The organism is Methylobacterium sp. D53M (genome assembly GCF_053345625.1).
In genome coordinates this window covers 146,133-171,969 of record NZ_JBKFAL010000008.1, presented here as the reverse complement: position 1 = coordinate 171,969, position 25,837 = coordinate 146,133, and the positions used below count along the sequence as shown (strand labels likewise).

The 25,837-nt window shown below is 73.2% G+C and carries 29 protein-coding genes; 17 read left to right on the top strand and 12 right to left on the bottom strand.

What is annotated here, in order from left to right; all coding sequences use genetic code 11:
• Window positions 1–34: 34 nt before the first annotated feature.
• Complete coding sequence (locus tag ACLBYG_RS14630) at window positions 35–1,144, bottom strand: ATP-binding protein (protein WP_020095097.1); 1,110 nt, start codon at window positions 1,142–1,144, stop codon at window positions 35–37.
• A 614-nt stretch (window positions 1,145–1,758) separates the two neighbouring features.
• Here ACLBYG_RS14630 and ACLBYG_RS14625 point away from each other — a divergent pair.
• The 3 genes from ACLBYG_RS14625 (at window position 1,759) to ACLBYG_RS14615 (ending at window position 2,631) form a co-directional block, all read left to right on the top strand.
• Entirely contained in the window at window positions 1,759–2,040 is a 282-nt protein-coding gene (locus ACLBYG_RS14625) for a hypothetical protein (protein ID WP_020095099.1), read from the top strand.
• Between the two features lie 140 nt (window positions 2,041–2,180).
• Window positions 2,181–2,393 (top strand): TOBE domain-containing protein, encoded by a 213-nt coding sequence (locus tag ACLBYG_RS14620; RefSeq protein ID WP_427508399.1) that lies wholly within the window; start codon window positions 2,181–2,183, stop codon window positions 2,391–2,393.
• A gap of 94 nt (window positions 2,394–2,487) precedes the next feature.
• Window positions 2,488–2,631: a hypothetical protein gene (locus ACLBYG_RS14615; RefSeq protein WP_447681900.1), complete on the top strand. Its 144-nt coding sequence runs from the start codon at window positions 2,488–2,490 to the stop codon at window positions 2,629–2,631.
• A gap of 41 nt (window positions 2,632–2,672) precedes the next feature.
• Here the strand turns inward: ACLBYG_RS14615 and ACLBYG_RS14610 are convergent, their stop codons facing one another.
• From ACLBYG_RS14610 to ACLBYG_RS14590, 5 genes are all read right to left on the bottom strand, one after another.
• Window positions 2,673–5,912 (bottom strand): efflux RND transporter permease subunit, encoded by a 3,240-nt coding sequence (locus tag ACLBYG_RS14610; RefSeq protein ID WP_447681899.1) that lies wholly within the window; start codon window positions 5,910–5,912, stop codon window positions 2,673–2,675.
• A gap of 11 nt (window positions 5,913–5,923) precedes the next feature.
• Window positions 5,924–7,321 carry an efflux RND transporter periplasmic adaptor subunit gene (locus tag ACLBYG_RS14605; protein ID WP_447681898.1) on the bottom strand — a complete coding sequence of 466 codons (1,398 nt, stop codon included), beginning with the start codon at window positions 7,319–7,321 and terminating at the stop codon, window positions 5,924–5,926.
• A gap of 134 nt (window positions 7,322–7,455) precedes the next feature.
• Window positions 7,456–7,827, bottom strand: coding sequence for a hypothetical protein (locus ACLBYG_RS14600; RefSeq protein WP_091681438.1), 372 nt, complete (start codon window positions 7,825–7,827; stop codon window positions 7,456–7,458).
• 63 nt (window positions 7,828–7,890) lie between these two features.
• Complete coding sequence (locus ACLBYG_RS14595; protein WP_020095105.1) at window positions 7,891–8,931, bottom strand: AraC-like ligand-binding domain-containing protein; 1,041 nt, start codon at window positions 8,929–8,931, stop codon at window positions 7,891–7,893.
• A gap of 254 nt (window positions 8,932–9,185) precedes the next feature.
• Window positions 9,186–9,365: a hypothetical protein gene (locus ACLBYG_RS14590; protein WP_020095106.1), complete on the bottom strand. Its 180-nt coding sequence runs from the start codon at window positions 9,363–9,365 to the stop codon at window positions 9,186–9,188.
• Between the two features lie 208 nt (window positions 9,366–9,573).
• On the opposite strand from ACLBYG_RS14590, the gene ACLBYG_RS14585 reads away from it, so the two are divergent.
• The 4 genes from ACLBYG_RS14585 (at window position 9,574) to ACLBYG_RS14570 (ending at window position 11,175) form a co-directional block, all read left to right on the top strand.
• Window positions 9,574–9,750 carry a hypothetical protein gene (locus tag ACLBYG_RS14585; protein ID WP_020095107.1) on the top strand — a complete coding sequence of 59 codons (177 nt, stop codon included), beginning with the start codon at window positions 9,574–9,576 and terminating at the stop codon, window positions 9,748–9,750.
• A 36-nt stretch (window positions 9,751–9,786) separates the two neighbouring features.
• Window positions 9,787–10,029: a hypothetical protein gene (locus ACLBYG_RS14580; RefSeq protein ID WP_447681897.1), complete on the top strand. Its 243-nt coding sequence runs from the start codon at window positions 9,787–9,789 to the stop codon at window positions 10,027–10,029.
• 173 nt (window positions 10,030–10,202) lie between these two features.
• Complete coding sequence (locus ACLBYG_RS14575) at window positions 10,203–10,577, top strand: hypothetical protein (RefSeq protein ID WP_042671492.1); 375 nt, start codon at window positions 10,203–10,205, stop codon at window positions 10,575–10,577.
• 337 nt (window positions 10,578–10,914) lie between these two features.
• The gene (locus tag ACLBYG_RS14570; RefSeq protein WP_447681896.1) at window positions 10,915–11,175 is read left to right on the top strand and encodes a hypothetical protein; all 261 of its coding nucleotides are present in this window, start codon (window positions 10,915–10,917) and stop codon (window positions 11,173–11,175) included.
• A gap of 19 nt (window positions 11,176–11,194) precedes the next feature.
• On the opposite strand, the gene ACLBYG_RS14565 is transcribed toward ACLBYG_RS14570, so the two are convergent.
• On the bottom strand, window positions 11,195–11,374 hold the full coding sequence (locus ACLBYG_RS14565; protein ID WP_020095111.1) for a hypothetical protein: 180 nt from the start codon (window positions 11,372–11,374) through the stop codon (window positions 11,195–11,197).
• Window positions 11,375–11,596: 222 nt separating this feature from the next.
• Window positions 11,597–12,079 (bottom strand): DUF2721 domain-containing protein, encoded by a 483-nt coding sequence (locus ACLBYG_RS14560; RefSeq protein ID WP_020095112.1) that lies wholly within the window; start codon window positions 12,077–12,079, stop codon window positions 11,597–11,599.
• 1,008 nt (window positions 12,080–13,087) lie between these two features.
• Between ACLBYG_RS14560 and ACLBYG_RS14555 the strand changes: the two genes are divergently transcribed.
• Window positions 13,088–13,918, top strand: a complete 831-nt coding sequence (locus ACLBYG_RS14555; protein WP_331326820.1) for an outer membrane protein — start codon at window positions 13,088–13,090, stop codon at window positions 13,916–13,918.
• Window positions 13,919–14,096: 178 nt separating this feature from the next.
• On the opposite strand, the gene ACLBYG_RS14550 is transcribed toward ACLBYG_RS14555, so the two are convergent.
• Window positions 14,097–14,678 carry a hypothetical protein gene (locus tag ACLBYG_RS14550; protein WP_447681895.1) on the bottom strand — a complete coding sequence of 194 codons (582 nt, stop codon included), beginning with the start codon at window positions 14,676–14,678 and terminating at the stop codon, window positions 14,097–14,099.
• A 192-nt stretch (window positions 14,679–14,870) separates the two neighbouring features.
• On the opposite strand from ACLBYG_RS14550, the gene ACLBYG_RS14545 reads away from it, so the two are divergent.
• The 8 genes from ACLBYG_RS14545 to ACLBYG_RS14510 all read left to right on the top strand — a co-directional run bounded on the left by ACLBYG_RS14545 (window position 14,871) and on the right by ACLBYG_RS14510 (window position 19,662).
• Window positions 14,871–15,086: a hypothetical protein gene (locus ACLBYG_RS14545; RefSeq protein WP_020095116.1), complete on the top strand. Its 216-nt coding sequence runs from the start codon at window positions 14,871–14,873 to the stop codon at window positions 15,084–15,086.
• 41 nt (window positions 15,087–15,127) lie between these two features.
• A complete protein-coding gene (locus tag ACLBYG_RS14540; protein WP_091681446.1) occupies window positions 15,128–16,132 on the top strand; it encodes an SDR family oxidoreductase in 1,005 nt (334 codons plus the stop codon).
• Between the two features lie 155 nt (window positions 16,133–16,287).
• Window positions 16,288–16,554, top strand: a complete 267-nt coding sequence (locus ACLBYG_RS14535; protein ID WP_042675167.1) for a GCG_CRPN prefix-to-repeats domain-containing protein — start codon at window positions 16,288–16,290, stop codon at window positions 16,552–16,554.
• Window positions 16,555–16,747: 193 nt separating this feature from the next.
• Window positions 16,748–16,975, top strand: a complete 228-nt coding sequence (locus tag ACLBYG_RS14530) for a hypothetical protein (protein ID WP_447681894.1) — start codon at window positions 16,748–16,750, stop codon at window positions 16,973–16,975.
• A 177-nt stretch (window positions 16,976–17,152) separates the two neighbouring features.
• On the top strand, window positions 17,153–17,695 hold the full coding sequence (locus tag ACLBYG_RS14525) for a sigma-70 family RNA polymerase sigma factor (protein ID WP_020095120.1): 543 nt from the start codon (window positions 17,153–17,155) through the stop codon (window positions 17,693–17,695).
• Entirely contained in the window at window positions 17,692–18,534 is an 843-nt protein-coding gene (locus tag ACLBYG_RS14520; RefSeq protein ID WP_447681893.1) for an anti-sigma factor family protein, read from the top strand. Before ACLBYG_RS14525 ends, ACLBYG_RS14520 begins: the two co-directional genes overlap by 4 nt.
• Window positions 18,535–18,604: 70 nt before the next feature.
• The gene (locus ACLBYG_RS14515) at window positions 18,605–19,297 is read left to right on the top strand and encodes a helix-turn-helix transcriptional regulator (RefSeq protein WP_447681892.1); all 693 of its coding nucleotides are present in this window, start codon (window positions 18,605–18,607) and stop codon (window positions 19,295–19,297) included.
• 137 nt (window positions 19,298–19,434) lie between these two features.
• On the top strand, window positions 19,435–19,662 hold the full coding sequence (locus ACLBYG_RS14510; RefSeq protein ID WP_042675160.1) for a DUF1127 domain-containing protein: 228 nt from the start codon (window positions 19,435–19,437) through the stop codon (window positions 19,660–19,662).
• Between the two features lie 48 nt (window positions 19,663–19,710).
• Here the strand turns inward: ACLBYG_RS14510 and ACLBYG_RS14505 are convergent, their stop codons facing one another.
• Window positions 19,711–20,730 (bottom strand): zinc-dependent alcohol dehydrogenase family protein, encoded by a 1,020-nt coding sequence (locus ACLBYG_RS14505; protein WP_447681891.1) that lies wholly within the window; start codon window positions 20,728–20,730, stop codon window positions 19,711–19,713.
• A gap of 213 nt (window positions 20,731–20,943) precedes the next feature.
• Here ACLBYG_RS14505 and serA point away from each other — a divergent pair, with 213 nt between their 5' ends.
• Window positions 20,944–22,164, top strand: a complete 1,221-nt coding sequence (gene serA / locus ACLBYG_RS14500) for a phosphoglycerate dehydrogenase (protein ID WP_082558002.1) — start codon at window positions 20,944–20,946, stop codon at window positions 22,162–22,164.
• A 114-nt stretch (window positions 22,165–22,278) separates the two neighbouring features.
• Here the strand turns inward: serA and ACLBYG_RS14495 are convergent, their stop codons facing one another.
• Entirely contained in the window at window positions 22,279–24,273 is a 1,995-nt protein-coding gene (locus ACLBYG_RS14495; protein WP_447681890.1) for a family 2A encapsulin nanocompartment cargo protein cysteine desulfurase, read from the bottom strand.
• Window positions 24,260–25,657, bottom strand: a complete 1,398-nt coding sequence (locus ACLBYG_RS14490; RefSeq protein WP_026605239.1) for a family 2B encapsulin nanocompartment shell protein — start codon at window positions 25,655–25,657, stop codon at window positions 24,260–24,262. The genes ACLBYG_RS14495 and ACLBYG_RS14490 overlap by 14 nt, the downstream gene beginning before the upstream one ends.
• Between the last annotated feature and the right edge of the window lie 180 nt (window positions 25,658–25,837).

Here is a 25,837-nt window from a genome sequence, read left to right as displayed (position 1 = left end):
CCGGGATCCGGCGCGGGACCACTCGTTGCGGGGTTCATTGCGGGGTGAGGAGGTGCCGCGCCGCGTAGAACTCCCGCCACGCCGCGCCGGAGCGGCGGCTGACGCGCTGGTCGAGGTAGCGGCGCAGGCGGGCGAGGTCCTCGGCGTCGTCCTTGGCGGCGGTGCCGGCGAGGCAGGCGACGATGTCCTCCGGCCGGCCGGCATCGCCGCGCAGGAAATGGCCCTTCACGCCGATGGCGTGGGCGACGCTGACCGCCTCCGCGGTGCTCATCACGGACGAGAGCCGCTCCATGCCGGTGCCCTCGGTGTCCACGGCTTCGCGCAGCTCCCGGAAGCAGGTCACGAGGAGTTCGAGCACCTCCGGATCCGGGGCGCGGGGCACGCCGGAGCGGGCCAGCAGGGCGGTGGCCTCGCGCTGCACCAGGGCGAGCTCGGCGTCGAGATCGGCGATCGGGAAGACAGTCTCGAAGCCGAACCGGCGCTTGAGGGCCGCCGACATCTCGTTGACACCCCGGTCGCGGGTATTGGCCGTGGCGATCAGGTTGAACCCCTCCCGGGCGTAGACCATCCCGTCCGCGCCGGTGAGTTCGGGCACCGCGAGCACCCGGTCGGACAGGACCGAGAGCAGGCTGTCCTGCACCTCCAGCGGGCAGCGGGTCAGCTCCTCGAAGCGGACGATCCGCCCCTCGCTGAGGCCGGTATGGAGGGCGCCCGGCACCAGGGCGCGCGGGCTCGGCCCCTCGGCGACGAGCAGCGCGTAGTTCCAGCCGTAGCGGATCTGGTCCTCGGTCAGCGACGCGCCGCCCTGGATCGTCAGGGTCGAGCGCCCGCTGATCGCGGCGGCGAGGAGTTCCGAGAGCAGGCTCTTGGCGGTCCCGGGCTCGCCGATCAGCAGCAGGGCGCGGGAGGTCGCCAGGGTGACCATGGCCCGCTCCACGAGCGCTGGGGCGCAGACCACCTTGGCGGGCGTCGCGCCGTCGCCGCAGATGAAGCGTCGGACGGCCTGGAGCGAGAGCTGCCAGCCCGGCGGCCGCGGCGCCGGATCCTCGGCGCGCAGGCGCGCGAGTTCCGCGGCGTGGACGTCCTCGGCCGGGGGTCTCTGACGCGCCTCGCGATCACCGCCCGCCCGCACCGCCTTCGCCATGCACCCGTCCCCTGCCGTCGCGCCGACCCTGTCGGCGACTCCTGCGATCGGCAGAGCATGCCCCGGCACGCGCGGGTTTCTCAAGCGTCTCCGCGCATCTCCAAGCATCGGCCACCCGGCCGGGGATCCGGCACTGCCCGGGGCGCGGCGGATCGGGCGTAGTCCCGAAGAAAGCCTACATCGACACCAAGCACAGCATCAGGATCGCGATCTCGAAGACGATCCAGCTGCCGAAGACGACGACCAGCTCCCAATCGGTTCTCTCTCTGGTCTTGGCCAAAGCGTACATGTTCGACCTCCTCGCGGAGCCCGATAGGCCGCAAGCGAATTCAGTCACCACGATGGAATGCAACGCGTCCGAATATTCAAACAGATTCTGCCGCGGATTGCAATTGTGCCCAGCGGCTCAACTCCGTACATAAATCAATACATTGCCTCGCGGAACGGGCTCGCGCCCCGTCTTCGATGCAGAAATATCGCATCGCAGCAAGTATTGTCCCGCAACCCCGGCGCCCGCGCCGGTCCGGTCGCGGCGGCGTGAACGGGATCCGTCCGGCCGCGTTGCCCCGGTACGTCCGGAGAGGCGGCCTGGGGAAGCGCTTGAGGATTCGCACATGAAGACGCTGATCAGCCTGACCGTCGCCGGCCTCCTGGCGACAGGCGCGGCCGCCACGGCCGCGGAGAATACCGGGACCCGCATGCAGGGTTCGCCCAACGCGGCCGGCTACACGGGCCAGGGCGCGACGGGCAAAGGCGAGACGACGGGCACGACGACCGGATCTCCGGGCTCGGAGATGCCGAAGCAGGACGGCCGGATGAAGGGGCCGCCGAACGCGGCCGGATTCCAGCCCGGCGGCAGCGATGGCGGCTCGGCCGGAGCCTCCGGCCGTCGCTGATCCGGTCCTGCCCCGGGCCGCTCCGCGGCGGTTTCCCGGAGGCTTCCCGATCGCGGTCCCGGCGTCGTGATTGATGCCGGGGCCCCGGCCGCGATAGGCCTCGATGGCGGCCGAACCGGCTGCGCAACCCGGAAGCTCCCATGAAACACGGCGCGCGCAACGACATCCCCGCCACGGTGACGGCGATCAAGCGCGGGGACGTGATGGCCCAGGTCGAGGTGGAACTGGTCGGCACCGCCTACCGCATGGCCTCGGTCATGACGGTCGACTCGCTGGAGGAGCTGGGCCTCGAGGAAGGCGACACCGTCCACGTGCTCGCCAAGGCGGTGAACGTGCTGCTGGTGAAGCCGTAGCGGCCTGCGCGGCCGGCATACCGCCGTCATCCCGTCGTCATCGGGCAGGCCTAGGGCGGCGCCTCCCGCCCACCCGACCGGCTGCGCCCACCCGATGGATTGGTTCGACCTGCCCGAAGACCCCCAGCCGCCGTCGGCCGCCGACGCGAGCCGGATGCGGCTCTACATCACCGTGGGGCTGATCGGCATCGGGGCCCTCGGGATGGTCGGCGGGATGCTGCACATCCTCCCCGCCTGACCTTCCGCCTCAGGGCCGCCGCGGCCGAGGCGGGGGAGCCGTCAGGCGGCGCGATCCGCCACCGGCTCCGCCGTGGGCGCGGCGCGCTCGGCCGGACCGGCGCGCCCGAACCGCGCGTAGAGCGCCGGCAGCACCACTAGGGTCAGCAGGGTCGCGCTGATCAGGCCGCCGATCACCACGGTCGCCAGCGGCCGCTGTACCTCGGCCCCGGTGCCGGTGGCGAGCGCCATCGGCACGAAACCCAGGGAGGCGACCAGCGCGGTCATCGCCACCGGCCGCAGCCGGGTGAGGGCGCCCTCGCGGATCGCCGCCCGCAGCGGCCGGCCCGCGGCGACGAGCTGCTTGATGAAGGTCAGCATCACGAGGCCGTTGAGCACCGCCACCCCCGAGAGCGCGATGAACCCGACCGCGGCCGGCACCGAGAGCGGCATCTCCCGCAGCCACAGGGCCGCGATGCCGCCGGTGAGCGCCAGCGGCACCGCGCTGAACACCAGGAGCGCGTCCCGCGCGCTGCCGAGCGCCGAGGTGAGCAGCAGGAAGATCAGGAAGAAGCACACCGGCACCACCACGGTGAGCCGCGCCTGAGCCGAGGCGAGGTTCTCGAACTGGCCGCCCCAGGTGACGTAGGAGCCCGCCGGCAGGGTCACCTGCGCGGCGACCTTCGCCTGCGCCTCCGCCACCAGCGAGCCGATGTCGCGCCCGCGGACATTGGCGGTGACCACGACCCGGCGCCGGCCGTTCTCGCGGCTGATCTGGTTCGGCCCCTCGCTCACCGAGAACTGCGCCACCTGCCGCAGGAGCACGGAGGCGGCCTTGCTGTTCGCGCCCGGGGGCAGGGGGACCGGCAGGTTCTCCAGGGCCTCCCGGTCCTCGCGGACCTGATCGGTCAGGCGCACGACGATCGGCACGCGCCGGTCGCCCTCGAACACGACCCCGGCGTCCCGGCCGCCCATGGCGGCGCCGATCACGTCCTGGATCGCCCCGGTGCTGAGGCCGAGCCGGGCCGCCTCGGTCCGGTCGATCTTGATCTCGAAGACCGGCAGGCCGGTGATCTGCTCGACCTTCACGTCGTCGGCGCCCGGGATCCCGCGCAGGATCGCGGCGATCCTGTTGGCGGTCTCCAGCATCGGCTCGAAGGCGTCGCCGAACACCTTCACGGCGAGGTCGCCCCGCGTCCCGGCGAGCAGCTCGTTGAAGCGCAGCTGGATCGGCTGGGAAAACTCGTAGACGTTGCCGGCGAGCTCGCCCAAGGACGCCTCGATCCGCTCCTGCAGCTCGGCCTTCGACAGGCCCGGGTCGGGCCAGTCCGCCTGCGGCTTGAGCATCACGAAGGTGTCGGAGGAATTCGGCGGCATCGGGTCGGTGGCGACCTCGGCGGTGCCGGTCTTCGAGAACACGTAGGCGACCTGCGGGAACTTGGCGATCGCCCGCTCCACCTTGAGCTGCATCGCCTGCGACTGGGTGAGGGAGGTGGACGGGATCCGCGTGGCGTTGAGGGCGATGCTCTTCTCGTCGAGCTGCGGGATGAACTCGGTCCCGAGCCGGGTGGCGAGCAGCCCTGCGCCCGCGAGGAGGAGCAGCGCCGCCCCGACGAACGGGGCGGGCGCCCGGATCGCCGCCGCGAGGACGGGCCGGTAGAGCGCCTTCAGGCCCCGGACGAGGGGGTTCTCGGCCTCGGTGACCCGGCCGGTCAGCGCGATGGCGATCAGGGCCGGCACGAAGGTCAGCGACAGCACGAAGGCCGCCGCCAGGGCGAGGATGACGGTCAGCGCCATCGGCTGGAACATCTTGCCCTCGACCCCCGTGAAGGTCAGGAGCGGGACGTAGACCAGCATGATGATCGCCTGCCCGTAGAGGGACGGCGCGATCATCTCCTCGGCCGAGTCCCGCACCGTCTCGAGGCGCTCCTCCAGCACGAGCGGCCGCCCGAGGGCGTGCTGCCGCTCGGCGAGGTGGCGCAGCGCGTTCTCGGTGATGATCACCGCCCCGTCGACGATGAGCCCGAAATCCAGCGCCCCGAGGCTCATCAGGTTCGCCGAGATCCTCCCCTCGACCATGCCGGTCACGGTCATCAGCATGGCGGCCGGGATGACCAGCGCGGCGATCAGCGCAGCCCTGATGTTGCCGAGCAGCAGGAACAGGACGACGATCACGAGGGCCGCGCCCTCGGCGAGGTTCCTGCCCACCGTGCGGATCGTGGCCTCGACGAGCTGCGTCCGGTCGAGGACGGTCTGGACGACGATGCCGGGGGGCAGGGCCCGCCGGATCTGGTCCATGCGGGCGTCGACGGCGGCCGCCACCGTGCGGCTGTTCTCGCCGATCCGCATCAGGGCGGTGCCGATGACGGTCTCCTGCCCGTTCTCGCTCGCCGAGCCGGTGCGCAGGTCGCGCCCGATCCGCACCGTGGCAACGTCGCGGATCCGCACCGGCACGCCGCCGCGGCTCGCCACGACGACGTCGGCGATCGCCTCCGGGCTCTCCAGGCGGCCGGCGGCGCGCACGACGTAGCTCTCGCCGTTATCCTCCAGGTAGCGGGCGCCCTGGTTGGCGTTGTTGGCCTGGAGCGCACGGGCGACGTCCGCGAAGGACAGGTCGAGGGCGGTGAGCTTCGTGGGGTCCGGCTGGACGTGGTACTGCTTCTCGAAGCCGCCGATCCCGTCGACGCCGGCGACGCCCGGGACGGACTTGATCTGCGGCCGCACGATCCAGTCCTGCACCGTGCGCAGGTAGGCGACCTGCTCCAGCTCCGTCCTGAGCGCCTGGCCCTCCGGGGTCCGGTAGCTCCCGTCCGGCTGCCAGCCCGGCCGGCCCGCCGGCACGGCCGCGCGCTCAGGCAGCGGCGCGTACTGGACCGACCACATGTAGATCTCGCCGAGCCCCGTGGAGATCGGGCCCATCCGCGGCTCGACCCCGGAGGGCAGCTCCTCCCGCACCTGGGCGATGCGCTCGGCGACCTGCTGGCGGGCGAAGTAGATGTCGAGGGACTCGGCGAAGACCGCGGTGATCTGCGAGAAGCCGTTGCGCGAGAGCGAGCGGGTGTACTCGAGGCCCTTGATGCCGGCGAGCGCCGTCTCGACCGGGTAGGTGACCTGCCGCTCGACGTCGGCCGGCGACAGGGACGGGGCCAGGGTGTTGATCTGGACCTGGTTGTTGGTGATGTCGGGCACGGCGTCGATGGGCAGCCGCGTGAGCGCGGCGGCGCCGAAGGCCGAGGCCAGCAACACGAGGAGCAGCACCAGCCAGCGCTGGCGGACCGAGACGGCGAGGATGCGGCTGATCATCGTCCGTCTCCTCAGTGGGCGTGGCCGGCGTCGGCCTTGCCGAGCTCGGCCTTCAGCAGGAACGCGTTGCCGACCGCGATCTCGGCGCCGGGCTCGAGCCCGGCGGTGACCTCGTAGGCCTCGTCGTCGGAGCGGCCGAGGGTGACCGGCCGCTTCTCGAACCCCTCGGCCGTGCGCGCGAAGACGACGCTCCGGCCCTCGACGGTCTGGACCGCCGCCTTGGGGATCCGGACCGGGACCGAATCCTGCGCGATCTCGACCTCGGCGGTCACGAAGGTGCCGGGCCGCCACGCGAAGTCGGGGTTCGGCAGGGCGACCACCACCCGGGCCGAGCGCGTGTCGGGGTTGAGGAAGGGGCTGACGAAGATCACGCGGCCCTCCGCCCGGCGCTCCGTCTCGCCCGTCCGGCCGGGCGTGACCGTCACGCGGGCGCCTTCCCGCACCTGGGCGAGGTCGACGGTCGGCACCGACAGCTCGATCCAGACCGTGGAGAGGTCCGCCACCGTGTAGAGGTCGGCCGGATCGCCCTCCTTGCCGACCGCCGTGCCGACATCGACCTTGCGCTCGACGATGCGGCCGGCGAGGGGCGACCGCAGGGGGTAGCGGCGCAGCGTCGACTGGTTCGGGGTGGCCTCGTCGCGCTTCTGGGCGGCCGCCACCTCGGCGGCGTCGAGGCCGAGCGCCGACAGCTTCTGGCGGGCGAGGTCGACCCGGAGCCGGTTCTCCAGATAGGCGGCCCGGGCGGTCTCGAACGCGGCCTCGGAGGCGCTGCGCGAGGCGAGCAGCTTCTGCTGGCGCTCGAAGTTGATCGTCTGCAGCTCGGCCTGAACCTGGGCAGTGAGGTACTCGCTCTTGGCGTCGGCGACCTCGCGGCTGTCGAGGATGGCGACGACCTCGTTCGCCTGCACGGCGTCGCCGAGGCGCTTGCGCATCTCGGCCACGGTCCCGACCACCCGGGCCGGGACCCGGGCGATCCGGTCGGTGTCGGGCGTGATCGTGCCGGGGACGAGGAGGTGGCGCGCCAGCGTGCCGCCCTCCACACTGCGCGTGACGATGTCCTGGCCGGCGACCTGATCGGGCCGCATCCGGATCGTGCCCGCCTCGTGAGGCTCGTCGGCGCCGTGCGCGTCGCCGTGCTCGTCGCCGTGCGCGTGGTTGTGCGCGTGGTCGTGGTCGTGGCCGGCGTGATCGTCGCCCGCGTGCGGGTCGGGCGCGGCTTTGGGCCGGTCCGGTGCGGCCGCCGCGTAGCGCTGATCGTGGTCGTCGGCCGGGGCTCGGGCGAGCCCGACGGACGCGAGGGTCTGCCGGAGACGGTCGGGCAGGGTCGGGGCGCCGGGGGCGGCGGCGCCGAGGACGAAGCCGGCGGCCAGGAGTGCCGCGGCGGCGGCCACGGACAGGATGATGCGCATGGGAAAGCTGCTCGGCCGGGAGGGCGGGGTGCCCCGCGCGGCGGTCCCGGAGGGTCCCGTTCAGGTGTCGCGTGGGGGTGAACCCGGAGCCGGTTCGGCATCCGGGCGGAGCGCCGCTCGCAGGCGGCGTCAGCTCACGCGCGCGGAGGCCGCGGCAGGCGGTCGGGACTGACGGAGGGGCGGCCCTGGGCGAGGGCGCCCGGCAGCACCCGGCCCGGAGCGGCCGGGGGCGCGATCTCGGTGGCCTCCAGGCGGGCCGCCTGATGGCAGCCGCAATGGAGGTGCTCCGAGAGGCCGGGATCGACGGTCGCGGGTGCCGCCGGCGCGTCGAGGGCCGGGCCCTGGCCCCGGTCGTGGTGGGCGCCGGCGTGGAAGGCGAGATCCGCCGCGAGGCCGACGCCCGGAGCGGCGACGGTCAGCGCCAGGACGAGCGCGAGCGCGCGGGCGGCGAGCGCCCACCAGCCCCGCGCCCCGGCCGGGCGCCTATGCCGAACCCCGAAGGTCATCGCGGCCCTTATGATCCATCCGAGGCCGGGGGCACAAGGTCCGGGGTGCCGGCCCCGGCCCCCTCAGGCCGCCAGCTTGAGGACCCACTGGTAGAAGTCGGCCCAGGTCTCGGCCTGGGCCGGCGGCTCCGCGGCCGGGGACCGGTCGGGCTCGGCCGCGGCCCGGTCGCGGACGTCCCGGGGGGCGCAGCCGAACTCCGCGCGGAAGGCCTGGGTGAAATGCGCGGGGCTCTCGAAGCGCCAGCGATACGCCACCTCGGAGATGCGGGCGAAGCGCCCGTCGCCGGTGGCGAGGTCGCGGTAGGCGCGGGCGAGCCGGCGCTGCCGGACATAGCCGGAGACCCCCCCGAGGGGGACGAACAGCCGGTAGAGGGCGCTCCGCGAGACGCCGAACCGCCGCCCGATCGTCTCGGCGGACAGGTCCGCGGAGGCCAGCTCGGCCTCGATGAAGCGCCGGATCGCGACGAGCAGAGGCGCCCGCTCGGGCGGCTGCGTGCCCCCTCCGTCCTCCGGCAGGCCCAGGGTCGCCGCGCCGAGCAGCGCGGCGGTGGCCTCGGCCGCCGCCGCGGCCTCCGGCTCCGAGAACCCGGTCGCGTGCGCGCTCAGGGAGTGCAGGTGGTCGCTGAGCATCCGGCCGAACGGGGTCGCGCCCCGGATCACCGAGCCGTGCAGGGCGTCGAGGCCGCTCTGCCGGGATCCGAAGAGCGGGCGCGGCAGCACCACCGTGATGGCCTCGTAGTCCGTGGAGGCGGCGGAGAGCGGCTGCGACAGGTCGAACAGGCAGATGTCGCCGGGGGCGCAGTCCCGCTCCCGGCCGCCGATCGTGACCCGGGACTGCCCGGAGACGCGCATGTGGGCGACGATGTGGTCGACGCCCATCCGGGCGGTCAGGGCCCGCGCGCGCACGAACCGGAGCCCGGAGGCGCGGGCGCTGCAGACGATCGCGGTGCCGAGGTGACGGACCCGGGACTGCCCGCGGAAATCGGGCAGGTCTTCCCGGCGGATCGTGAAATCCCAGAACGGCGCGACGGCGTCGCGCCAGTCGTCGGCCTGACGATGACCCGGGCTCTCGCCCCTGAGCTGCAGGATCGGTTTCGGTCGCATCGCCCGTGTTAGTCCTGACCGAGCGCGGCCCGGTCACGCCGACAATATGGCGATTCTGTCTGCCCAGAAAAGTGGCACTCCGTTCCAATCACCGGACTCCGCGCCCTGCCCCGTCCCGGCGCGGTCAGCGAGAGTGCGGCGAGAGGCCGGCAAGGGGCCGTGAAACAGAACGTCCCGCAGGCCGGGTGGCCGCGGGACGGTGAGTTGCACGGTTGTGAGGATCGAGGGCTTCGACCCTTATGGTTAACCCGTGGTTACCGGCCGCTCGGGGCCGCGCCGCTGCCGGTGGCGCCGTTGCCGGTGCTGTTGTCACCCGCGGGGGCGCCGGGAGACGAGGTGTTGCCGTTGGGCGTGCTCTGCGCGGCGGCCATCCCGGCGCTGCCGGCAACGAGGGCGAGGGCGAGCAGGGCGGACTGAACGGTGCGGCTGGTCATGGCTCTCCTTGGATCCCGAGCGGGGTCTCGACGCGGGTCGTCGCCGTGCCGGCTTGTGCCGGCGTCGGCTGGAGAACCGCACCCCGGCGGCGCCCGTTCCCGCCGGGGCCGGGCCGGCGCGAATCGGCCGCAGCGCGCCCGCCACGGTTCGTCGGGAACACCCGCGAGTCCCCCCGGCTTGTCCGAGGGTCGAGACCGGGAGCGTGGCGTGAAGGTGTTCCGGATCATGCAGGCGGCGACGGGCGCGATTCTCTGGAGCGGCGCGGCGCTCGATCCGATGGCCGCCCTCGACGCGATGGCGCGCGCCGCTGGCTTCCGCGACCGCACGCGGATCCCGAACCACCTGCGGGCCGGCGGCCTCCACGTCGAGGAACTGCAGGCCTGATCCCGCCGCGCCGGCGGACGAGTCCGGAGGGAGACCATGACCAAGCTGTTCATCGCGCAGGTGCGCGACGCGGGCGGCGAGCGGCCGCTCGTGACAATCCGGGCCGAGGCCGAGGGCGAGGCGCGCCTGTTCCTGGCGGCCGCCTATCCGGACGCCGAGATCGCCCACGTCGCCGAGCCCGGCGACTGGACGAGCGACGCCGATACCGGATCCCGGGCCGGTGACATCCGCGAGCATCCCGGCGTCGCGTGGCAGGCCCCGTCCAGCCTGGCGGACTGAGGCGCGTCCGCCGGGCCGCGGTGCCCGTCCCGGCCGCCGGGGCCGGTGCGTACCGGGAGAACCTGAGGAGAACTTGGAGAGAACCTGGGAATAGCCTGGGGAGAATCCGGCGGTGCCGACAATTCAAGCGATCCCGTTCACGCGTCCCTAGGGCTCCGCACCGACGGTGGTGCATGCGTTCCGCCGATCCGACACCGCGCCTGTTCGCGGCCGCGGCCGCCCTCACCGGCACCGGGATCCTGATGTGCCGGACCGAGCCGTCCTGGGACGGGATCCTGATCGGCCTGTTCTGCCTCGGGCTCTGGGCCCTCGGCACCTTCGGCACCCTCGCGGCACGGCCTGGCCGACCGGTGCGTTCCGCGCCGCGGATGCGGCCCATCGTGCTGGAGGCGGTCGTTGTCGAGACGCCCCGGTTCCCGCCGGAGCTGCTGCCCGCGCCCCGGCCCCCCGCGGCCCGGGACCGTGCCCTGGCGGGCCCCTCCCGCCTGCCGGAGCTCCCGTCGCACCGGCAGCGCGTGGTCGAGCGCTACACCCGCAGGCGCGGTTGAGCGCGGCGAGGTGGCCGACCACACCGCGAGCGCGTCGCGCCGGCCGACCGGCGCGACGCGCTCGTGGGCGATCCGGAGACGATCCCGGACGCCGACGACGCGGTGGGCGAGGCGGCCTGACGGAGCCAGGGCGGCGTCCGACCGCCGGGCGATGCCCGTCCGCGCGGGATGTTGGGGGCGAGCGCGAGAGGCACCGCGCGGGATCGCCCGCGGGCCGGACCGATCTGGTATGGATCGCGCTCGACGCGTCGTACCGAGAGAGGCCGTCGCCCGGGATCCTTGCGCCACGCCCGTTCCGGCGGCGCGCGGGTCCCGTGACCGGACGGGAGATCGCCACATGGCCACGCCCGAGACCCAGGCGCCCTACCGGCTGCAGTGTATGATCCACCGGGAAAGCGCCGGCGGCATCATCATCCACGACGAGCAGATTCCCGGGCCCCTCGTGGAGGCGGCGGTCGCCGCCGCCAAGGCCCGCTTCGCGGAGCTGCGCGCCGGCCGCGCGGGCTCGGCGGCCCTGCAGGATTCCGCCGGGCGGGTGGTCTGGTCGGCCCGGCAGGACGCCGCGACGCCCGGCACCGGGGGATCGGCAGCCCGGTAGGCTTCGGACCGACGCGCCGTCAGGTGAGGTGGCGCGGCTCCAGATCGATCACGGGGCCGCCCACGTCGAAGAACTCGTCCTCGTACGGGAGCGCCTCGTCCAGCTCCTCGGCCTCGCGCCGCCCGAACGGGATGACCGCGGACAGGATCCCGAGGCAGAGCGCGCCGGCAACGAAGGCAATCAGGATCGCGATGCTCATGACGGAACACTCGGGCGTCGCCGGCGGCGGAGTCGGGCCACCGCGAGACTAAGGCCCGGCTCGCGCACGCCGCAACCGAAATCACCGCCCGTTCGCTCCGGATCGCCCAGCCCGCACGGCGGGCGCGGCCGCAGCGCGCGGCACGGGCTCGCCCCGCGATCTCCGGAAGACCGGGAGGCCGCCCCCGGTCGCGGAGCGCGTCCGGGCGATCCGGGACGGGCCTCACCGCGGCGTCGAAACCTGATCCTGCTGCCGGTCGACCGCGTCGCGGACGCCGCGGCCGGCCATGAGGATCTCGGTCATGAACGCCGCGATCGCCGCCACGGTGCAGACCAGCGCCGCTCCGAAGCAGGCGAACAGGACGGACGCGGTCGCCGCGTCGCGCAGCGCGCCGACGAACAGCGTGAGCACGGCCAGACCGATCAGGCCGCCCGCCAGCGAGGCCAGGACCACCGCCACGTCCAGCACGAAGGAGCGCCGCCGCAGGAAGGTCAGCCGGCGGGCGAGGCGGCCGGCCTCGGCTTCCGTCGCCCGGGCGGCCTCCGCCGAGAGGCTGTCGACCTTGTCGGAGATCCGGCCGAGGCGGGTCGAGAACACGTTGAGCAGCGTCGCCAGCGCCGACAGCAGGAAGGCGGGCGCGAGCGCCACCTGGATGATGTGGGCGATGCTGTCGGGCTCGGTCGCGCTGAGGGAGAAGCCGAACATCGGCGGACTACGCGGGCGGGCGCGTCGCGCCCCGCCTCCGCCGGCCGCCGGGACGGACGGCGGCGCGGCTCCGGACCGGGCGGATCACCACAGGAGCCCCTCCGCCTGCAGCCCGGCCACGAGCAGGCACAGCGCCGAGAGGAACGCCACCGCGAGATACGGGGCCGGCGTGTCAGTCATCGAGGCCTCCCGGCCGGCGCGGGGCCGGCATCCCCGATCCCGGTCCGGGCCCGGAGGGCCGGCATCGAAGGCAGCGCGACGAGGTGCATGCGCGTCTCCTGAAATCTCCACCGACGACGAGGCCGGCAGATAGGGCCTGCGGCGCGCCGGAAAAGCCGCGGCCGCCGCGCCGCCCCGGCGCGGCGGCGCCTTCTCCACAGGCCGGGAGACCGGCGCCGCGACGCCGCCGATCCCCGCGAGATCTGCCGGTTCCGAGGAGATCGATCCGGCCGCGGCCGCGCGCCAAGACCCGGGGATGCGCGATCAAGACTCGGGCCAGTCGGGCGGCCGGTTTCATCTGTGCAGATCCGTGGCCGGACGCGCGAGTGGTGCCCGCACAGAGGCGCGATGGCGTCCGAAAGCCCCGCGATACGGGACGGGATCGCGCGAGATCTGCGGCGCCGCCCGCACCCGCGCGCCCGGGGATGCGCGGGCACCACCCGTAAATTAATGTTAACCGCTCGCGGGATCGCGATCGGGCTTGCGGGCCGCCGACCGGTAGGATTTATTAAACCTCGAAGCTTCCTGGTTGGTCCTGGGAACGTTCACCGACAAACTGAAGCCCCGTCCGCTCGAGCGCGACGGGGCATTTTGTTTCTGGAAACATTCGGATACCGAAGTTTTTCTCGGGCTAGACCAGTCGATTTCGCGATGTGCTCCAGCGCACCCGGCTGTTTCGGGGTCAAAGACCCGATTCCGAGCTGTTGCAGCGATGCACTATCGCCCCGGCACGTCCTGGCGTTCTGTCCGCCCCGCACACATCCCGCCTAACGGGAGACAGAGGACCAGATGATCAAGAAGCTTCTGCTCGCGAGCGCCGCCACGGCTCTCCTGACCGGCGCCGCCTCGGCCGCCGATCTTCCGCGCCGCGCCGCCCCGCCGCCGGTGTTCACCCCCGTCCCGGTCTTCACCTGGACCGGCGCCTACTTCGGTATCAACGCCGGCTACGCCTTCGACGCCAGCAGCAACAACACCAACAGCTTCGGCGTGCCCGCCCCCTACGGCAACGGCACCACCGCCTTCTTCAGCCAGCGCAACCAGGAAGGCTTCACCGGCGGTGGCCAGGTTGGCTACAACTTCCAGTTCACCCCGGGCTCCGGCATCGTCGTCGGTGTCGAGGCCGACGCCCAGTACCTCGACTTCGGCCGCAGCCGGAACAACGCCTTCCTCGTCGGTCCGCTGGCCCCCGGCTACTACGTCACCGACCCGCGCGGCCTCTCCAGCCTCGACTTCTTCGGCACCGTCCGCGGCCGCCTCGGCTACGCCTTCGACCGCGTCCTCGTGTACGGCACCGGCGGCTTCGCCTACGGCTCGGGCAGCGCCGACCGCTCCTTCGGCGGCTTCGCCGGCAACGACAGCTTCCGCACCGGCTACGCGGTCGGCGGCGGCATCGAGTACGCTCTGCCCACCGACTCGTTCCTGAACTTCTTCCGTTCGAACGCCGTGACGCTCAAGGTCGAAGGCCTGTACGTCAACCTCGACCGCAACACCCGCAACCAGGGTGCGTTCGTCATCAACGCCGCCAACAACTTCCCGGTGGTGTACAACAACATCGGCCGCCGCGACGACGAGTTCGCCGTCATCCGCGCCGGCCTGAACTACAAGTTCGGCTCGTACTAAGATCCACCCGCGCGCCGTCCCGACCACCGGGACGGCGCGCGGGCCTCTGGACAGGCCGCATCCCCTCTCGACCTGAGCATCCCCAGCCCGATCAAACTGGCCGCTTGAGCCGAGGAGCGTCCCGGGAGCCATTCCCGGGACGTCTTGCGTCGGGGGCGAGGGCCCGCCGCGGCGCGCCTCAGGCGTGGACCGCGTGCTCCAGCTGCGCCTTCGACATCCGCGACCGGCCGGGCACGTTCTGCGCCCGGGCCTTGCGCATCAGCGCGGCCTTGGTCGTTTCCGTCTTGCGGGACGCCTTGGCGGCAGACTTGCCGGTTGTCTTGCCTGACGTCTTGCCTTTTGCGGACGCCTTGGTGGACTTGCCGTCCTCGCGCGCCGCGGCGGCCTTCTCGGCGGCGGCCTTCGGCTGCTTCGAGAACTGCTTGCCCTTCCGGGTATCGGCGCGCTTCTTGGCCGTGCTGGCGGCGTATTCCGTGTCGGTCAGGCTCTCGCGGGCCTTCTTGGGCAGGTAGCGCTCGCCGGTCTTGCCGCTCTCTTTGCCAGACTTCGTGCCCCACTCCTCGTCGGTCCATTGCTGGAGATGGTTGTCGGCCGACTTCTTGCCGGCGTAGCCGCCGCCCTCTTTCTTGTATTCGGCGGTCGCGATCTGCGCCTTGCGCGCCGACCATTGGCCGGGCTTCCCGCCCTTCTCGGACTTCGTGACCTGCGTCTTGACCTTGTCCCAGAGTTTCGGGTCGGTCTTCTTGGCGGTTCCTGACATCGGCGCCTCGTGAAAAAGATTTGGCAGACAACACGGGCCCCGCGGCCGTGTTCCTGCGGCGCGTTCGCCCGACCCGCACCCTCCCGCATCTCCACCCGCGCAGCGTCCGCCGTCGCGGCCGGGGCCGCCGGATACGCCGGCCGCCTGACGGGTTGGCCCTCAGGGGATCAGGCCCATCGCGAGTGATGCAGCATGGCGGACACGCCGGACGACACCCAGGCCGAGCGGATGCCGCACGGCGAGCCGGAGCGCGCGGGCCTGGCCGACAGCCCCCGCGACACCGCAACCGGCACGGTCAGGCCGCAGGACGGCCCGATGGAGCGGGCCGGCACCGAGAAGGAGGAGGCGCGCCAGGGCGGGACCAGCCTCGGCGCGGAGCGCGACCGGCCGGGCGGAGGCCGGGGCTGAGCGCCGCCATCGAGACAGCACGCGAGAGAGGAAAACGCAGTATGCAGATCCGGCACAAGCCCCTGCGCGAGCAGGTGATCGTCATCACCGGCGCCTCCAGCGGGATCGGCCTCGCCACGGCCCGGGCGGCCGCCCGCCGCGGCGCCCGCGTCGTGCTGGCGGCCCGGAACGGCGCCGCCCTCGACGACATCGTCCGCGACATCCAGGAGCGCGGCGGCGAGGCCCGGGCCGTCGTGACCGACGTGTCCCGCCGCGAGGATGTCGAGGCGCTGGCTGCAGAGACCGTGCGCGCCTACGGCGGCTTCGACACCTGGGTCAACAATGCCGGTCTCTCGATCTTCGGCCGCCTCGAGGAGGTTTCGGACGAAGACCATCGCCGGCTGTTCGACGTCAATTTCTGGGGGATCGTCTACGGCTCGACGGTGGCGCTGCAGCACCTGAAGCGGACCGGCGGCGCGCTGATCAACCTGGGCTCCGTCGCCTCCGACCTCGCCTTGCCGATCCAGGGCATGTACTCCGCCTCCAAGCACGCGATCAAAGGCTTCACGGACGCGCTCCGGATGGAGCTCCAAGAGGAGGGCGCCCCGGTCTCGGTGACGCTCATCAAGCCGGCCTCGATCGACACGCCGTTCCCGGAGCATGCCCGGAACTACATGGCGCAGGCGCCCAAGCTGCCGCCGCCGGTCTACGACCCTGCCGACGTCGCCGACGCGATCCTGTACGCCGCGGAGCACGGGCCCCGCGACCTCTACGTCGGCGGCGGCGGCAAGCTGATGAGCGCACTGCGCAAGCGGGTCCCCGCGGCGACCGACTGGATGGGCGCCCAGGTGATGTCGCGGAGCCAGACGGCGGGCGCGGCCGGCAAGCGGCGGGACGGCGCCCTCCACGCGGCCGGCCGCGACGGGGCCGTGCGGGGCGGCTCGCCCCACCACGTCATGCGCAGCGCCTACACCCGGGCCTCGATCAACCCGGTCCTGACCGGGATCCTGCTGGCGGGGGCCACCGCGGCCGCGGCCTCGCTGCTCGGCCGCGCCGATCGCCGCTAGAGCCCCGCCGCGGCGCCCGCCCCGCGCGGGCGCCGGCCGGACTGTTTGTTTCTAGACGATGATGGCGGAGGTCAGCCGACATTCAGACCCGATGACCATTCTTACCGGGTCTTGCGCCGGGCCGACCGGCGCGGAACCGAACAGAAGGTCTGATGATGATGCACGTGAAGATGATCGCGGCCGCCGCGGCTGTCGTCGGCGGCCTCGGCCTGGCCTCCGCCGGCGCGGCGCCCCTGGCGCCCGCCGGCGCCGACACGCTCACCGGCCCTGCCGCGGTCAGCACCGTCGCCTTCGGCTGCGGCCCCGGCTGGGCGCCCGGCCCGTACGGGCGCTGCCGGCCGATGTACCGGCGGCCGCGCTTCTACGGCCCGCGCTGCTTCTTCCGTCCGACCCCGTGGGGACCGCGGCGCGTCTGCCGCTAAGGTCGCGCAGGCACGCATCCCGACGCGCGAATCCGGCGCCGAACCGTGACCCGACCCGCGGGTTGATCCAGGGGCAGGTCCCGTCTCCGAGGAGGCGGGGCCTGCCCCTTCCCGTTGGCGGTGATGCGGGCCGGCAGCGCCGGGGATGCCACGACCGGGACCGCGGACGGTCCCGCTCCGGTTGGACATGGCCATGGCCCAGGATCAGAGCGGCGGCGCGAACCCCTCGGCGGCGGAACGGGCGGCGGCCGAGCGCGTCGCCCGCAAGCGCCTCGGTCCGGACGGCTGCCCGGAACCGGCACCCGACCGGCGATCGCCGTCCGGACAGGACCGCGGGAGCGAGGCCGCGGCGCCGGACCGCCGGGCGCCTCCGGGGCGGCCGGTCGCGACGCGCCACCGGCCCGAGAGGCTTCCCAAGTAGCGCCCCGAGTAGCGCCCCGAGTAGCGCCCCGAACATTCGCGTGCCCGGACGCGGGAATAAAGCCCGCCGCCGCCCGGTTCCCGATTGTGTGGCACAAGGCTGCAGGCAGGAGCACGAGGGCAGGGACCCCATGGCTTCGCAGGCTCTCGACGGGGCGGGCCCGGCCCGGCCGCCGACATGACGACCCTGGCGCGCGCGCGCTTCAGTCAGCTCGTTCTCCCGCGCCTGGACGAGGGCTACCGGCTCGCGCACTGGCTCACCGGCAACGCCACCGACGCCGAGGACGTGATGCAGGAGGCGTGTCTGCGCGCCTACCGGGCGATCGAGGGGTTCGCCGAGGGCAATGCCCGGGCGTGGTTCCTGACCATCGTCCGCAACACCGGCTATTCCTGGCTGCAGCGGCACCGGCCGCGGGCGGTGGTCTTCGCCGACGACCTCGCCCCCGAGGCCCGCGCCGAGCTGGAGATCGGGGGCGCCCTGACCGAGGTCCCGGAGACGCCCGAGGCGACCCTCATCGCCCGCGACGACGCGGGGCAGCTCGCCCGGGCGGTCGAGGCCCTGCCGGTGGCCTTCCGCGAGGCGCTGGTCCTGCGCGAGTACCACGGCCTCAGCTACCGGGAGATCGCCACGGTGACGGGGGTCCCGATCGGGACCGTGATGTCGCGCCTCGGCCGCGCGCGGCAGCACCTGCTTGCACGGCTCGCGAAGGACGGGCGATGACCGACGACGAGACCCTCCTGCTCCTCAGCGCCTACGCGGACGGCGAGCTGTCGCCCGGCGAAGTCCTGGCCATGGAGCGCCGTCTCGCGGCGGATCCCGACGCGCGGGCCCTGGCGGAACGCCTCCGCGACCTCTCGGCCACCCTGCGCGGGCCCCTCGCGGGGCCGCCCGCCCCGGAATCCCTGCGGGCGCGCGTGATCGAGCAGATCGGCTTCACCGACCCGCCCCCGTCGCGCGGCCGCCTCGGAGACCCGCTCGGGACCCGGCTCGGGTCCTGGGTCGGGACCTGGGTCGAGGCCTGGCTCGAATCCTGGCGCAGATCCCGGCAGGCGCTGGCCGCGACGCTGCTCGTCGGCCTCGTCGGCGGGGCCGCGCTCGGCAGCGGGATCGTCTATCTCGACCGCCCCGACGGCGCCCCGGATACCGGCGCGGCCGTGCTCGCCGGCCATCTCCGCGGCCTCGCGGCGCCCCAGCCCTTCGACGTCGCCTCCTCGGACCGGCACGTGGTGAAGCCCTGGTTCAACGGCCGGACCACCCTCGCGCCCGAGGCCCCCGACCTGTCCGACAAGGGCTTCCCGCTGGTCGGCGGCCGGGTCGACATCGTCGGCGGAACCCCCGTGCCGACCCTGGTCTATCGCCGCGACAGGCACGTCATCAGCGTCACGGTGGTCCCCGCCGCCGACGGCCCCGGCGCCGGCGAGGAGCGGCGCGATGGGTCCACGATCGAGCGCTGGCGCCTCGGCGACCTCACCTACTGGGCGGTCTCGGACCTCAACCGGCGCGACCTGCGCGCCTTCGCCGACCTGTTTCAGTCCCGGACCGGGGGCCCGCCGGGATAAGGCGGGAATAAGGGACGCCAGTTTCGGGTTATTACTGATATCGTGATGTCGATCCGGCGAGGATCCCAGCGTGATCAGTCAATCCCACCTGCACACCCGCAGAGCCGAAACGATATCCGGGATCGGCTCCGCCCAGGAGCGGCGGGTTCAGACCGGCGGCACCCCGGTCTTCCCGGACCCGACCCTCGTGGAGGCGGCGCTCCATCTCCTGGCGGAGCATCTTGAGCAGGGGCTGGCGGTGACCGACCGGTACGGGCGGGCCCATTTCCTGAACCGCGCGGCGCAGGCCTTCGTCGCGCGCGGACTCCTGTGCCTGGAGCACGGCGGCCTGCGCGGCGCGACGCCCGAGGACAGCGCGGCGCTGCGCCGGGTCATCGCCCGCTGCGCCGCGGGCCATCGCGGCGGCTCGGTGCGATTGGAGGGCGCGGGCGGGACGCTCCTGGTCGCCGCCTCGGCGATTCCCGGGACGCTCGGCCCGATCGGCGAGGGCGCGGTTCTCCTGCGTCTCACCGACCCCGGGACCCCGCGCCTGCCGGATCCCGGCATTCTCCAGGACCAGTTCGGCTTCACGCCCGCGGAGGCGGCCCTGGCCGTCGACATCCTGGCCGGGAACGACCTCGCGGCGAGCGCGACGCGCCGCCGGATCACCCGGAACACGGCGCGCGTGCACCTGCGCCACCTGTTCGAGAAGACGGGGACGCGCCGCCAGGCCGAGCTGGTGCGCCTGCTCCTGCTCTGCCCGCAGCCGATCGCGGACGCCTAGCGCGCTCCGGCAAAAATAATCGCGCCGCGCGCCACCCTTAATCCGAACGGAGGATGCGCATACTTTGCATTAAAGCGACGCTGATCCGGCCGATCGTGGACAAACCACGGATCTTTCGGCGCAACGGAGGCTGGATCATGATCCTCTCGTTCCTGAAATCTGCCCGGAAGAGCCGCGTCGCGGCGCGAAATCTTCGCATTCTCTCGGCCCTCGACGACGAGATGCTGAGCGACATCGGCCTCGACCGGCGCACACTCCGCACGTTCTGCGAGAACGGCTGCGCGCACGTGCCGCCGCCGCCGAGCCAAGCCGAGACGCCCCGGGCCCTGATGATACCCGGTGGGCTCGGGATCGCCTTCCGCTGAACGCCCGCCGCACCGCCCGCTGCACCGCCTCGGGCCCGGCCGGACCGCTCAGATCTCGACGCAGATCTTGCCGAAGTGGCGGTTGCTCTCTTGGTGGCGGAACGCCGCGACGAGGTCGTCGAGGGGGAAGCGGCGGTCGATGACCGGCCGCAGCCCGCAGGCGTCGATGCCGCGGATCATCTCGATCTGGTGGCGCCGGCTGCCGACCAGCACGCCCTGCAGCCGGATCTGCTTCAGGAGCGCCGGCACCAGCGGCAGCTCGCCCGCGACCCCCGAGAGGATGCCGATCACCGAGACGTGGCCGGCGACCCGCGCGGCGGCCATGGACTGCTCCAGCGTCGCCGGGCCGCCGACGTCGAGGACGTGGTCGACGCCGCGCCCGTCGGTCAGGCGCCGGGCGGTCTCGCCCCAGGCCGGGTCGGTGCGGTAGTTGATGACGTGGTCGGCGCCGAGACCGCGCAGGCGCTCCAGCTTGTCGTCGCTGGAGGAGGTGGCGATCACCGTGGCCCCCGCCGCCTTGGCGAATTGCAGGCCGAACAGCGACACGCCGCCGGTGCCCTGCACCAGCACCACGTCGCCGCTCTTCAGGCCGGCATCGGCGTGCAGCGCCCGCCACGCGGTGAGCGCGGCGGTGGTGAGCGTCGCCGCCTCGGCGTGGTCCCAGCCCCGCGGGGCGCGGGTGAAGGCGGTGGCGGGCGCGGTGACGCCCCCGCGGGCGTAGCCGTCGACCCCGTCGCCCGGCACGGTGGCGAAGCCCTCGACGCGCGGCGCGCCCTCCAGCCAGGTCGGGAAGAACGTGCTGACCACCCGGTCGCCCACGGCGAACTCGGTCACGCCCGGCCCCACGGCCTCGACCTCTCCGGCCCCATCGGACATCGGGATGCGCGGCTCGCTCGGGCCCCACATCCCGCTGACCACCGCGTAGTCGTGGTAGTTGAGGGAGCTCGCCCGCAGGCGGACGGTGATCGCGCCGGGCCCGGGCTCCGGCACGGGCCGCTCGCCGAAGGTCACCGCGTCGAAGCCGCCGCCGGGCTGGACGATCACGGCCCGGGCTGTCGATCCGGTCATGGTGCACCTGTCGCTCCGCGGCCTCGGCCGCCGGGAGGCGGACACTGGCAGGCCCGGCGCGCGCCGTCGAGACGACGGGGCCGGGCCGTCCGCCGCGGGGCGGGGAGGGCGGCGCGCGCCCGCAACCCCGCCCCGCCCGCGCCGCCCTTGCCGCCGCGCCGCGCCGGCGCCAAGGTCGCGGATCGCATCCCGTCCGTGGAGGGAGGACAGACCGTGTCGACCGAGCGCGTCGTTCTGACCGAAAGCATAGCGCCGACAGCGTCCAGGATCTTCACCCAGGCCGGGATCGGCGCCATCCGGCAGCTGTCGCGCGCGGTCAGCCCCGGGGACGCCGGCGAACTGGCCGACGTCACCGTCCTCGGCATCCGCTCGCGCACGCAGGTCACCGCCGCGCTTCTCGACGCCCTGCCCGACCTCGCCGCCATCGGCTGCTTCAGCGTCGGGACCAACCAGGTCGACCTCGAGACGGCGCGCGCCCGCGGCCTGCCCGTGTTCAACGCGCCGTTCTCAAATACGCGCAGCGTCGCCGAACTGACGATCGGCGAGATCGTGATGCTGCTCCGGCGCATCGTGCCGCGCTCGGTCGCGGCCCATGAAGGCGGCTGGGACAAGTCGGCCACCGGCGCCTTCGAGGTGCGCGGCAAGACGCTCGGCATCGTCGGTTACGGCAATATCGGCGCGCAGCTCTCGAACCTCGCCGAGGCGATGGGCATGCGCGTCATCTTCTACGACCTCACCGACAAGCTGCGCCACGGGAACACCGAGCCGGCCGAGAGCTTCGAGGCCCTGCTCGCCGTGAGCGACGTGGTCAGCCTGCACGTCCCGGAGACGCCGCTGACCCACGGGCTGATGGGCGCGGAGCGGATCCGCGCGATGAAGCCGGGCGCCTACCTGATCAACAACAGCCGCGGCACGGTCGTGGACCTGGACGCCCTGGCGGCGGCGCTGCGCGACGGTCACCTCGCCGGGGCCGCGATCGACGTCTTCCCGGTGGAGCCGACCTCCAACGCCGAGCGCTTCGTCTCGCCCCTGCAGGGGCTGCCGAACGTGATCCTCACCCCCCATGTCGGCGGCTCGACCGAGGAGGCCCAGGACCGCATCGGCGCGGAGGTGGCCCGCAAGCTGGTCGACTACGTCCAGACCGGCTCGACGCTCGGCGCCGTGAACTTCCCGCAGGTCCAGCTGCCGCCGCGCCTGTCGGGCGCGCGGTTCCTCCACGTGCACCGGAACGTGCCCGGCGTGCTCGGGCAGATCAACGCGATCTTCTCGGGCCGGTCGCTCAACATCGACGCGCAGTACCTGCAGACGGACGGCGAGTTCGGCTACGTCGTGGTGGATGCGTCCGTGCCGCCGGGCGAGGCGGACGCGGTGCTCCGCGCGCTGCGGGCCATCGACGGCACGGTGCGGACGCGGCATCTCCGACCGGCGGCGTGAGGATCCGCGCGCCGCGCCGGACGTCGGCGACGGGTCGCGCGGATCCTCACACCCGCAGGGCAGGGTTCGGCGCGGACACGACGCCCCCGCGCCCGCCGGCCGGCGACGCGCCGGTCACGGTCGCGGCAGCGTGTGCAGCGCCCTCAGGAAGGCGTCGACCTCCGCGCGGGTGTTGTAGAAGGCCAGCGAGGCCCGCACCGACTGGTCGACCCCGAACCGGCGCAGGGCCGGCAGGGCGCAGTGGTGGCCCGAGCGCACCGCGATGCCGTGCGCGTCGAGGTGGTGGGCCACCGCCTCGTTCGTCTGCCCCTCGATCACGAAGGACATCACGCTCGCCTTCTCCCGGGCCGTGCCGATCAGGCGCAGGCCCTTCACGTCGGCGAGCCCGCCCTGCGCGTAGCCCAGGAGGTCGTGCTCGTAGGCGGCGATCGCCGGCATGCCGATACCCGCGAGGTAGTCGAGCGCCGCTCCGAGACCGACGGCCCCGGCGATGTCGGGTGTGCCGGCCTCGAACTTCTCGGGCGCGCCCTTGTAGACGGTCTTCGCGAAGGTGACGTCCTCGATCATGTGGCCGCCGCCCTGCCAGGGCGGCATCGCCTCCAGCAGGTGGGTCTTGCCGTAGAGCGCGCCGATGCCCGTCGGCCCGAACACCTTGTGGCCGGAGAAGACCAGGAAGTCCGCGTCGAGGGACTGCACGTCCAGCGGCATGTGCGGCGCGGATTGCGCCGCGTCGACCAGCACCGGCACCCCGTAGGCGTGGGCGAGCTGGATGATCTCCCGCACCGGGTTCACGGTGCCGAGGGCGTTGGCCACCTGCGTCACCGAGACGATCTTGGTCCGGCCGGAGAGCAACGCCGCGTACTGCTCGAAGATGATCTCGCCCCGATCGTTGACCGGGATCACCCGGAGCGTCGCCCCGGTCTGCTGCGCCAGCAGCTGCCAGGGCACGATGTTGGCGTGGTGCTCGATGGTCGAGACGATGATCTCGTCGCCCGGGCCGACATTGGCCCGGCCGTACGAGTTCGCCACGAGGTTGATCGCCTCCGTGGTGCCCCGCAGGAAGACGATGTCGTCCTTCGACGGCGCGTTGAGGAAGCGGCGCACCGCCTCGCGGCCGCCCTCGAACAGGTCGGTGGCGCGCGCCGCCAGGGTGTGGGCGGCCCGGTGGATGTTCGAGTTGTGCCGGGCGTAGAACTCCGCGGTCGCGTCGATCACCCCTTGCGGCTTGTGGGTGGTGGCGGCGTTGTCGAGCCAGACCAGCGGGTGGCCGTTGACGCTCTGGTGCAGGGCCGGGAAGTCCCGGCGGACATGCTCCACGTCGAAGGGCGCCGCCACCGGGCTCGACCCCTGCGCGGCCAGGCGCGGCGCCGGGCCCGGGTCGCGGGCCGGCTCCACCCGGGGGCTCGCCGGCGCCCTGCGGGCCGGCCCGGGGCCGAGGTTCAGGAAGTAGTAGTCGGACGGCGGTGCCTCGGGCGCCCGGGACAGATGGCCGGTCCGGGCGAAGCGCTCCTGCGCCGCATCGCGGCCGACTTTCGACGGATCGGCCGGCACGAGAGCCGGGGCGAGGGCGTGCGCGAAGGCGTTGGCGCGGGGATGGTCCGCGGCGATCTGCCGGTGCAGCTCCGGACCGCCGGGCAGGGCGGCCGCGAGCGCCTGGGCGCCGGCGAAGGAGAAATCGGGCAGCACGGGGCGCGGGCTCGCCGGGTGGACCGGCGGGATCGCCCCGACATCGGCGAGGGCCGGGCTCGCGGGTGCGAGGTTCGGCACGGTCGGGCCGGAGAGGCCCGGCAGGCCGACCGGCTGCGCCCCGAAGGAGCGCGCTGCCAGCGCGGAGGCGTCGGGCGGCAGGCCGGCGGGCTGGCCGCCCGCTGGGGCGGAAGGGACGCCCAGGGGCGCGCTCGGCAGCGGCGCGCCGCCCGGGCCCTGGGGCAGGCTCTCGAGGGCCTGCGGGACCTGGGGGCCGGCGGGGAGCGCCGGCGCGAAGGGCCGGCTCGCGGCCTGACCCTGCCCGTAGATCTCCCGGGCGAGGCGTCCGACGAGATCCGCGTGGGCCAGCTCGCCCGGGCTCGCCCCGGGCAGCCCGCGGGCGAAGGCCTCAGGCGTAGTCATGGTAATTGCCCAGCAGCACGTTATCGAGGCGGGCGATCGCGTCCTCGACCAGCACGGCGGCCGAGAAGTAGCGGGTCACGAGGTGCGAGGCGATCGAGTGGTCGTTGGTGCCCATGTAGCGCACCGACAGGCCGGGCTCGATCTCGCCGGTCACGCCCGACTTCTGCAGGCCGACCACGCCCTGCTCGCCCTCGCCGACGCGCAGCAGCAGGATCGAGGTGGTCTCGGCCCCGGTCACCGGGTCGAGGTCGATCGGCAGCTTGTCGCTCGGCACCAGCGGCACGCCGCGCCACGTGATGAACGGCGCGCCGAACAGGTGGACGACGACCGGCGGCACGCCGCGGCGGGTCGCCTCCCGGCCGAAGGCCGCGATGGCGCGGGGATGGGCCACGAAGAAGGCGGGCTTCTTCCAGACCAGGGTCAGCAGCTCGTCGAGGTCGTCCGGGGTGGGCGGGCCGCCGCGGGTGGGGATGCGCTGGCGCGGGCCGACCTCGCCGAGAAGGCCGAACTGCGCGTTGTTCAGGAGCTCCCACTCCTCGCGCTCCTTCACGGCGTCGACCGTGAGGCGGATCTGCTCGCGGAGCTGGTCGATCTCGTTGGAGTAGAGATCGGTGACGCGGGTATGGGTGTTGAGGATCGTCTGGATGGTCGAGAGGTGGTACTCGCGCGGATCGACCTCGTAGTCCACGAAGGTCGTCGGCAGGCGCGGCTCGCCGGTATGGACCGCCAGCAGCTCGATCCCCTGCTCGCCGTAGGAGTTGGTGTGACCTTTGAGGCGGTCGCGCTCCTCGCGGTACTGCGCGATCTTGGCACGGATCTCCTCGCTCTCCACCGCGGCGGCGTCGAGGGTCAGGAGGGTCACGGCCGACAGGGCCTTCACGGCCGGGGCGGGCGCGCGCTCACCGGCGAGGCCCGCATCGCCGAAATAGTCGCCCTTCGTGGCGAGCCCCTGGCGCAGGCGACCCTTGTAGGGGCCCGACAGGGTCAGCTCGACGGTGCCGTCGGCCACCACCGTGAGGCTGCGGCCGGCGGAGCCCTCCTCGTGGATCACCGTTCCGGCCTTGTGCCGGCTCTCGGTGAACTTGGCCGCCAGCGCCGCCAGTTCGGCATCGCCCAGCCGGCTGAACAGCGGCACGGCCCGCAGGGAGGCGGGACGGATCACCTTGCCGTCCCCCTTGTCCTCGGCGACGAGATCGATCCGGCCGGGGCGGGCCAGCACGACGGCGCGGCGGTTGACGCGGTAGACCCCGCCCGCCACGTCCACGAAGGGCAGGAGCCGGAGCAGCCAGCGCGGCGTGTTGGCCGCGTTCTGGACCGAGGTGACGGTCGCCGTCGCAAGATTGCGTGCCGCCGTGGCGCTCACGCTCAGACCCGGTCCGCTCATCGTTCGTCCTCACTCCATCCAGGATTTCAGGCGCGCCGCGCCGATCCGCGCGGCGGCGGTGCGCCCCGCAGCCTGTGCGGGGCGGACGCAAGTCGTTCCGATCAGAACGCGACGACGATCGCGACCCGAGCGGCCGCACCGTCAATCAAATCATGTATTCTCTAGCAGTCCGACAGCCAT